General features: G+C 57.8%; 12 protein-coding genes. All 12 read right to left on the minus strand.

Annotation, left to right across the window (positions count from 1 at the left end; genetic code table 11):
- Window positions 1-1,059: heavy metal-binding domain-containing protein (locus Q8R75_RS00740; protein WP_305663478.1), on the minus strand; the 1,059-nt coding region annotated here is incomplete at its 3' end.
- A gap of 98 nt (window positions 1,060-1,157) precedes the next feature.
- The gene (locus tag Q8R75_RS00745; RefSeq protein WP_305663479.1) at window positions 1,158-1,418 is read right to left on the minus strand and encodes a heavy-metal-associated domain-containing protein; all 261 of its coding nucleotides are present in this window, start codon (window positions 1,416-1,418) and stop codon (window positions 1,158-1,160) included.
- A 98-nt stretch (window positions 1,419-1,516) separates the two neighbouring features.
- Entirely contained in the window at window positions 1,517-2,176 is a 660-nt protein-coding gene (locus tag Q8R75_RS00750; RefSeq protein ID WP_305613252.1) for an isoprenylcysteine carboxylmethyltransferase family protein, read from the minus strand.
- Window positions 2,173-2,433 (minus strand): DUF2933 domain-containing protein, encoded by a 261-nt coding sequence (locus tag Q8R75_RS00755; RefSeq protein WP_081618511.1) that lies wholly within the window; start codon window positions 2,431-2,433, stop codon window positions 2,173-2,175. The genes Q8R75_RS00750 and Q8R75_RS00755 overlap by 4 nt, the downstream gene beginning before the upstream one ends.
- Window positions 2,434-2,509: 76 nt before the next feature.
- The gene (locus Q8R75_RS00760; protein WP_018228461.1) at window positions 2,510-2,815 is read right to left on the minus strand and encodes a hypothetical protein; all 306 of its coding nucleotides are present in this window, start codon (window positions 2,813-2,815) and stop codon (window positions 2,510-2,512) included.
- A 92-nt stretch (window positions 2,816-2,907) separates the two neighbouring features.
- The gene (locus Q8R75_RS00765; protein WP_296809778.1) at window positions 2,908-3,237 is read right to left on the minus strand and encodes a copper-binding protein; all 330 of its coding nucleotides are present in this window, start codon (window positions 3,235-3,237) and stop codon (window positions 2,908-2,910) included.
- A 24-nt stretch (window positions 3,238-3,261) separates the two neighbouring features.
- Complete coding sequence (locus Q8R75_RS00770) at window positions 3,262-3,744, minus strand: cupredoxin family protein (RefSeq protein ID WP_296809780.1); 483 nt, start codon at window positions 3,742-3,744, stop codon at window positions 3,262-3,264.
- Between the two features lie 16 nt (window positions 3,745-3,760).
- Window positions 3,761-5,152 (minus strand): copper oxidase, encoded by a 1,392-nt coding sequence (locus Q8R75_RS00775; RefSeq protein ID WP_305613247.1) that lies wholly within the window; start codon window positions 5,150-5,152, stop codon window positions 3,761-3,763.
- Between the two features lie 24 nt (window positions 5,153-5,176).
- Complete coding sequence (locus tag Q8R75_RS00780) at window positions 5,177-6,580, minus strand: TolC family protein (RefSeq protein ID WP_305663480.1); 1,404 nt, start codon at window positions 6,578-6,580, stop codon at window positions 5,177-5,179.
- A 24-nt stretch (window positions 6,581-6,604) separates the two neighbouring features.
- The gene (locus Q8R75_RS00785; RefSeq protein WP_305663481.1) at window positions 6,605-6,949 is read right to left on the minus strand and encodes a hypothetical protein; all 345 of its coding nucleotides are present in this window, start codon (window positions 6,947-6,949) and stop codon (window positions 6,605-6,607) included.
- Window positions 6,950-7,088: 139 nt separating this feature from the next.
- Window positions 7,089-7,487 (minus strand): hypothetical protein, encoded by a 399-nt coding sequence (locus Q8R75_RS00790; protein ID WP_305663482.1) that lies wholly within the window; start codon window positions 7,485-7,487, stop codon window positions 7,089-7,091.
- 57 nt (window positions 7,488-7,544) lie between these two features.
- A partial coding sequence (locus tag Q8R75_RS00795) for an ATP-binding protein (protein WP_305663483.1) occupies window positions 7,545-8,145 on the minus strand: 601 nt, incomplete at its 5' end.

Raw genomic sequence — 8,145 nt, forward strand, 5'->3', positions numbered from 1 at the left:
GCCGACACGCTCCGAGCGCATGACCAGCGCGCCGTTAGTGTTCATGGTAGCGCCGATGACCTTGTCACCGACACGCTTACTGACCGGTAGCGGCTCGCCCGTCAGCATGGACTCATCAACTGCGCTGCTGCCTTCGACCACCAAACCATCCACCGGGACTTTTTCGCCTGGGCGAACTCGCAGAAGATCACCCACATGCACATGGGTGAGCGGCACGTCTTCCTCGCTGCCATCTGCACCAATGCGCCGCGCAGTTTTTGGCGAGAGGCCGAGCAAGGACTTGATGGCGGCTGAAGTCTGTGAGCGGGCCTTGAGTTCAAGCATTTGTCCCAACAAGGTCAGGGAAATGATCACGTCCGCCGCTTCGTAATAAACCGCAATCCGCCCCATGGAAAAGAACGACTCGGGAAATGCACCCGGGATCAAGGTTGCCGCCAGGCTGTAGACAAAGGCAGCCCCGGTGCCGAGACCGATCAATGTCCACATGTTTGGGCTGCGCAGCATCACCGACAGCCAGCCGCGATGGAAGAAAGGCCAGCCGGCCCAGAGGATGACCGGCAGGGAGAGAACGAGCTCGACCCAAGATTGGGTCTGTGGCTCCAGCCAGCCATAGCGGTGGCCGAACATGGCCAGAATGACGACGACGATGGAGAGCGGCAGCGTCCACCAGAAGCGGCGGGTGAAATCTTTCAGTTCAGGATCCTCTTCATCCTCTACCGAAGGTAATTCCGGCTCCAGCGTCATCCCGCATTTCGGGCAAGAGCCAGGATGGTCCTGGCGAATCTCCGGATGCATGGGGCAGGTGTAGATCGTCCCGGTCGGTCCCGGGTGAGCCTGCGGTGCAGCGGGGGTTGCGTCCGTCACATACTTCGCCGGGTCGGCAACGAACTTGTCGCGGCATTTGGTGCTGCAGAAACGGTAATCATGATCGACGTATCGATAAACATGAGAAGAGTCTGCCTTGACCACCATGCCGCAGACGGGGTCTTTCAGCTCCTCGGCATTAGGTTCTGGCGTCGGATTGGTGTGATGCGCATGTTTATGAGCATGGTGGTCCATGTTTATTTTCCCGAGTATTTAGATTTGATTCCGGTGTAGGTCTTCACGGTTTGTTGATGAAAGAAAGAACCCAATCCGCCATGACCGTTGGCATCAAGTCAATGCCCGCAACAGCAACCGCCAGTACGCGGGCTGCCAGTAGCGGAACCAAGCGGCGTCGCTGGATAGCCAGCTTTCGTTAGGGCGTGAATGAGCGCAGCCTGCAAGGCACTGGCATTGTCTCCGCTGGCCCGGGCCACGCCTTTCGCCAAATCCACTTCTGCAATGTAAACCCCGGGTACGTCGAGCATGGCTTGTTTGACTCTCGAGACACACCCCCCACATGTCATGCCCGTTACATCAAGTTCGATCTGTTCCATATAGCACTCCTTTGCATACTGTTTAAGACGATAGACAGAGAGGAACAAGCACATAGACTCGGCCTGCTCTGCGACAGAGACAGCAATTAATGACAAGCTCAGTTTGCATGGCGGCCAAGCTCGCTTTGCCCCCAGCGCGGAAAGAACCGAGGTGTCTTCCGGGCATAACGATCAAACTCGTCACCGAACTGCGCACGCATTTCCTCTTCTTCCTTGACCGCCAGCCGACCGTACATCAGCAGCAGGATGGGGAACATAAGTAAGGTCAGCAGCGTCGGCCATTGCAATAGAAAGCCGAGCAGGATCAGCACAAAAGCAACATATTGCGGATGCCGTATACGGGCATAAGGCCCCGTTGTGGCAAGGCTGTGACGGCGCTGCGCGTGGTACAGCACATGCCAGGCTTTCGATAGCAGATAGAAACCGTAGCCAAGGAAGACATAGCTGGCGATATGTAGGACGCCGAAGTGCGGATCGCCTTTCTCACCGAGCAGGGTTGCCCATAGATGGCCTGCCTCATGGGAAAGGATGTCCAGCCCCGGATACTTGGTCTGCAACCATCCCGACAATAGATAGATGGTCAGCGGGAAACCGTACATTTCGACGAACAAGGCCACGATGAAGGCCGAGAAAGCGCCGAAGGTGCGCCAGTCGCGCGAAGTCTGTGGCTTGAAGAAGCTGAAGGCGAAAAAGATGAAAATCGCCGAATTGATCAAGACCAGAGACCAGAGTCCGTAAGCATTGGTCGCGTGGTTCATGATGGGCTCCCATTCTTGTCGTTCTTGTTCTGGCTATGCTGATGCCCATGGCTTCCGTGCCCATGTCCACCATGCATGAAGATATGCATCAAGGGGCAGGCCAGCAGTATCAGATAGGGCAAGACACCGACGACGTGTGCCAGATGTTCGGTTAGCAGGTAATAGGCCGCGACTGCGCCGATGACAAGATAGCCAATCGCGAAACGGGAGCGCCAGAAACTAGGTGGCGTTTCATGGTTTTCATGTGGTTGTTCCATATACGGCCCTCCAGAAAAGGGTGGCGAGCGGAACGGATGGACTCATTGCAGAGTCATTCTGCTCTGCTCAGTATGCTTATTTGCCGTCACGAGGGTGGTTGTGCTTGTCGTGGGCCGACGCAGCATCTTCCCGCGGCGATTTTTCCGAAGCCTTGCCGGCCGCCGGCTTCATTGGCATACCCTCCTTCATATGTGGACATTCGTTCATCGGCATTCCTTCTTTCATCGACATGCACTCCTTCATCGGCATATCCTTTTTCATTGGCATGTCTTTCTTCATTGGCATTTCCTTGTCCATGGACTTTTCGTGATCCATCGCCATGGCCGGAAACGCAACGACGAGGGCGGCGGATAGCAGAACAGACAGAACAGATTTCTTCATGACAGACTCCTTGAGTGATGGCTTTGGCCCTTCTTGGCTTCAGCCTTTGAGGTGGCTGGAGCGCCCGCCCCAGCCACAAACTACGGTTGTACTCAGTTCGCAAGCTCAATCTGCGTCACGGTCAAGGCACCGTTGATCTTGTCGGCAGCAAAATTCACCTTGTCACCGACCTTGACCTTGTCCAGCATGGCGGTTTCCTTGACGCGGAACACCATGGTCATGGGCGCCATGTCGAGATTGACCAGGGGGCCATGCTTGATGGTGACCTTGCCAGCCTCCTTGTCGATCTTCTTGATTTCGCCGCTTGACAGTGCTGCTGGCGCCGCAGCCGCTGCTCTCTCGGGGTGGTGGGCATCATCTGCATAGGCCAGCGAAGACAACGCCATGCCCAGTGCAACTAGGGTGGTAGTAACCAGTTTCATGTTGAGACTCCTTGGGTTGGGTTATTACTTGACGGCAACCTTGCCAGCCATGCCGGCTTCAAAGTGACCGGGTTGTAGACAGGCAAAGTCAAAGGTTCCTGCATTGGCGAATTTCCAGATGAACTGCCCGGTTTTGCCGGGGTCGACCTGCACCTGGTTCGGGTCGTCGTGCTCCATCTCCGGATGCTTGCGCATCTGTTCAGCATGCGCCTTCAACTCCGCGACAGAGCCCAGCACCATTTCATGGCGGACCTGACCGCTGTTCTTGACGACGAACTTGATGGTTTCGCCTTTCTTGACTTCAATTTTTGCGGGGGTGAAGCGCATGTTGTCGGTCATGTCGACATTGACCGTACGAGTCACTTCACTGGCCTTGCCGGGTTTGCCGATGGAAGCCGCATGGCCGCCATGACTGTGGCCTGCGTCGGCGTATGCGATGGTGCTGCCTGCTGTCAATGCCGCCATCGAGACAAGCGTGCTGATAACAAAGTGCTTGGGGGATTTCATGGTGTTTCCTTTCTAGTTAATGGTTGTGGCTGCCGCTACCCTTGCGGGCCTTCATGACGGTGTCGCCCGGGTTGATGGAAGTCCTTGCATCGGGCGCTTTTTTTGCGGCGGGCATATCCTGCTTACTGCCGCCCTTCCATTCGGAAGCGACAGTGCCCTTGGGATGGCGGTACCAGCCCGGATCCTTATAGTTGCCGTGCGGTTGATCCTTACGCACCTTGACGATGGTGAACATGCCGCCCATTTCGACGCCGCCGAACGGCCCCTCTCCAGTCATCATCGGCAGGGTGTTGTCGGGCAGAGGCATTTCCATGCCCTCCATGGAGCCTCCCTTGTCGCCCATGACCATGTAGTCGGGGATAAGCTTGTTGATCTTCTCGGCCACGCCCTTGTGGTCCACGCCAACCAGGGTGGGAACGTCGTGGCCCATGGCGTTCATGGTGTGGTGCGATTTGTGGCAATGGAAAGCCCAATCGCCGAGGTCCGTAGCGTCGAATTCGATGGCGCGCATCTGGCCAACCGCGATGTCCGCTGTCACTTCGGGCCAACGCGCAGCGGGCGGAACCCAGCCCCCATCCGTACCGGTCACCTCGAACTCGTGACCATGTAAATGGATCGGGTGATTGGTCATGGTCAGATTGCCGACGCGGATACGCACCCGGTCACCCTGGCGGCAAACCAGCGGATCAATCCCCGGCCAGACACGGCTGTTGAAGGTCCACAGGTTGAAGTCGAGCATCGTATTAACCTTGGGTGTGAAGCTGCCGGGGTCAATGTCATAGGCAGAAAGCAGGAAGACAAAGTCGCGGTCGACCTTGTATTGCGACGGGTCTTTCGGGTGTGTTACCCAAAAGCCCATCAGACCCATGGCCATCTGCACCATTTCATCTGCGTGCGAGTGGTACATGAACGTGCCCGGTCGTTTGGCCTCGAACTCGTACATGAAGGTCTTGCCGGGCGGTATGCCGCGCTGGTTTAGACCGGTGACGCCGTCCATCCCATTCGGCAGACGCTGGCCGTGCCAGTGGATGCTGGTATGTTCTGGCAGCTTGTTTGTCACGAAAATCCGTACACGGTCGCCTTCCACTACTTCAATGGTCGGGCCGGGCGATTGGCCGTTGTAGCCCCAGAGATGTGCCTTCATGCCGGGGGCAATTTCACGCACGACCGGCTCGGCGACCAAATGAAACTCCTTGACACCGTTCTTCATGCGCCAGGGAAGCGTCCAGCCATTCAGCGTGACGACGGGGTTGTAGGGGCGGCCATTGGGTGGCATCAGCGGGCCTTGGGTACTGGCCTTGCTCATGGTGGGGGCTTCAGGCAACGATGCTGCGCCTGCCTTGCTGACAAGCCCAGCGCCCAATGCGACAGCACCGGCACCCAGAAAAAAGTCTCTACGTGAGGTCATGCGATTTTCCTTGTTATGGACGACTCAGTGGCCGCCGCCTTCGTTGGCTGCAACGGCACCCATGGATGCTGGAACGTTGCTGGGACTGGGCTTACCGATCAGCGCCATGTCGAGATCGGCCTGTGCTAGCCAGAAATCACGCAGGGCTTCGATGTAGCCATTCACCGTGGTAATTTGCGAGCGTGCATCGGCGAGCAAGTCGAACACACTGAGCAGCATGCCGTTGTAGCGCAGCTGGTTCTCCTCCGAGATGCGCTTCTTGAGCGGCACGATCTCGTCGCGGTAGTGCTTGGCGATGTCATAACTGGTGCGATAGGACTGGTAGCTCTCGCGTACCTCGGAGCGTGCATTGACGGCCATCTCGCCAGCGCGATTGAGGGCTTGCATGTAGATCGACTCAGCCTTGGTGACCTTGGCTGTACCCCAGTCGAAGATAGGCAGTTCGAAGCCGATCTCATAGCCCTTCTTGTAGGGGTCGGACCGGTGGCCTTCCAGCACGCGAGCAGGGCCGAACTCCAGCACATTGATGAAACGCGTCGCCTTGGTCAGACCCAGATTGCTAGCCAGACCTTCGGTTTCCAGGCGGATGGCCTGCAAATCAAGCCGCTGCTGCATGGCCAACGATTCGATGTCAGGCAGGTCGGTGGCCATTTTGGGCAGATCGGGTAAGCGCTCCGGCAGTTTGTAGTCGAGCTGTTTTCCCCAAAGCCCCATCAAGCGCGTGAGTTGTTCTCTAGCTGAGGTCGCTGCTTGTCGCGCACGTGCCGCTTGCGCAACAGCATCGGCATAAAAGCCTTGTTCACGCGCCTGCGTGAGCTTGCTCCAATTGCCAACCTGAGCCATGCGCTTGCCAAGTTCCGCACCCGCTTCGGCGACATCCTTGACTTGCCCCATGTAGTCGGCTGTCTGCTGGCCAGAGATAGCGGTGTAATACGCCTTGCGCGTATCGGCGGCTAACCGCAGGACTTCGGACGTCACTTGCCGCTGAGTCTGGGCGAAGCGGCGCTCCTCAACCTTCTGGGCCAAGGGCATGGTGATCAGCGAAAAGATATTGAAAGTGAAGGCCTGTTCGATCTTGTACTCATCTTCAAGCCGAGCACGCAGCATTGAGAAGCGCGGATTGGGCAGACGGCCGGCTTGCACCAGATCAGCCTCCGAAATCCCCAGCTCGTAGAAGGCAGCCTGCAGTCCTTTGTTGTTGAGCAGTGCAATCTGCACGGCATCATCCACGCTCAGCGGCTTGTTCAGGAGTTCGGCCACGCGACTGTCGATGGTGTTCTGATCCTCGCCGGAGCGTGCCCATTTCACGTCCTTGCCAAGACGTTCCTTTGTCGTCTTCTCAACGGGGTTGAAGCCGCCATCGGCTGAAAAGCTCGCGCAGCCGGCCAGCACGGAACTAGCCAGCAATGCCGCAATCAGCCGGACCATTTGAAGAATGGAATAGCGTGTTCATTAGTGCTGCCCTCCATGCTTCATCGAATGTCCCCCATGCGGGTCGGGCTTGCCGGTAGCTGCACTGGGAGCACCTTTGGCAGCAGGCTGGGCATGCCCGGCATGCCCGGCATGGCCACTGCCCATCACATCGTCATGGGCTTCGCGCCAGCCCTTCATGGGAGCATCATCCCAGGCCTGATAACCGTCGAAGGCCGACTGATAGAGCGCCTTCGGGGCGGCCGCCTGCGGCTCCATGGCGGGAATGGATTTTTCTTCTGCAAATGTTGGGGAATGCATCAGGGCGCCGACCAGCAAGGTCAGCCCCATGGCCGGCTTATGAACCGACTTCATCGTCTTGAACATGATTTCCTCACGTCGCTTGTCGTTTGAGTGAGCGGCAATGCCGCCACGGGAACATCGCGAATGCAGGCGTTACTGGGTAACGCGCCAGGCTTTCGACACGCGGTTCAGGCGTGCATAGACCTCTGCAAGCGCAGACTCGTCAGCGTGAGGATGTTCGAGGAGGGTGTTGCAGTGCTTCGAGAGAAACACTGGTCAGGGTATCGACTGGATGGGGTGCCATGATGGCGGCACCGGAGGAGGTCAGCCAGTCGGCTGGGGAGAAGAACACAGCCATCGTGCACATGCAGCAAGCACTGCACGCACTACATTTGCCGGCCACTTTGTGTGGCTGGGACGATTGATCGGAGGTGTCGTCACCGTCGCCAGCCATCGCCATGTCACAATGCTCGGCATGGGCCAGGACGGTATCTGCATTGTCACCCAGGATCGCCTGCGTATCCCCAGGCACCATGGTCTGCATGACCATGCCATGATGCAGGGGCGCGCAATAGAGCATGCTGGCCGCTGCATAGCTTTGCAACGGAAGTGCAATCAGCATGATCCAGATGATGAGGCGCCTGAACACAGGATGAGGGCTGGGCAAGTGGAAGTCAGTCTAGGAAGCGGCTAACGCCTTGTCAAGCTGCGGAAATATCAGGGTAAATTTAGTCATGTCGCCCTCCGAAAACAGCTTGATCTCGCCCCCGTGGGCACGCACGATGGAATCCGTAATCGCCAATCCAAGTCCGGCACCTTGCCCCATGCGTTCGCGCGAGGCATCCACGCGGTAGAAGCGGTCGAACAGCCGAGCATGCAATTCGGCAGGAATGGGGGCGCCCGTATTGCTGACACTGATCTGCACGGCGTGTTCGGCAGAAGACAGCACGACCTTGATTGCTCCGCCTTCCGGCGTATGGCGGATGGCATTTGACAAGAGGTTGCTGAGAGCACGGCGCAGCATGAGCCGATTGCCACTCATGCTGCCGGTGCCGGCGAGCGACAAAGCGAGGTGCTTTTCGCTGGCTAGCGCCTCATAGAAGTCGAGCACCGCCTGGGTTTCGCTGGCCAGATCAATCGGCTCCCGCGTGGGAATGGTCATCGCATGATCTGCCTGTGCAAGGAACAGCATGTCGCTGACCATGCGCGACAGACGTTCCAGCTCCTCGGTATTCGAGGCGAGCACCTCACGGTACTCGTCTGCGCTGCGCGCCTTGGTC

It is taken from the genome of Methyloversatilis sp., assembly GCF_030696805.1.
Classification (GTDB): domain Bacteria; phylum Pseudomonadota; class Gammaproteobacteria; order Burkholderiales; family Rhodocyclaceae; genus Methyloversatilis.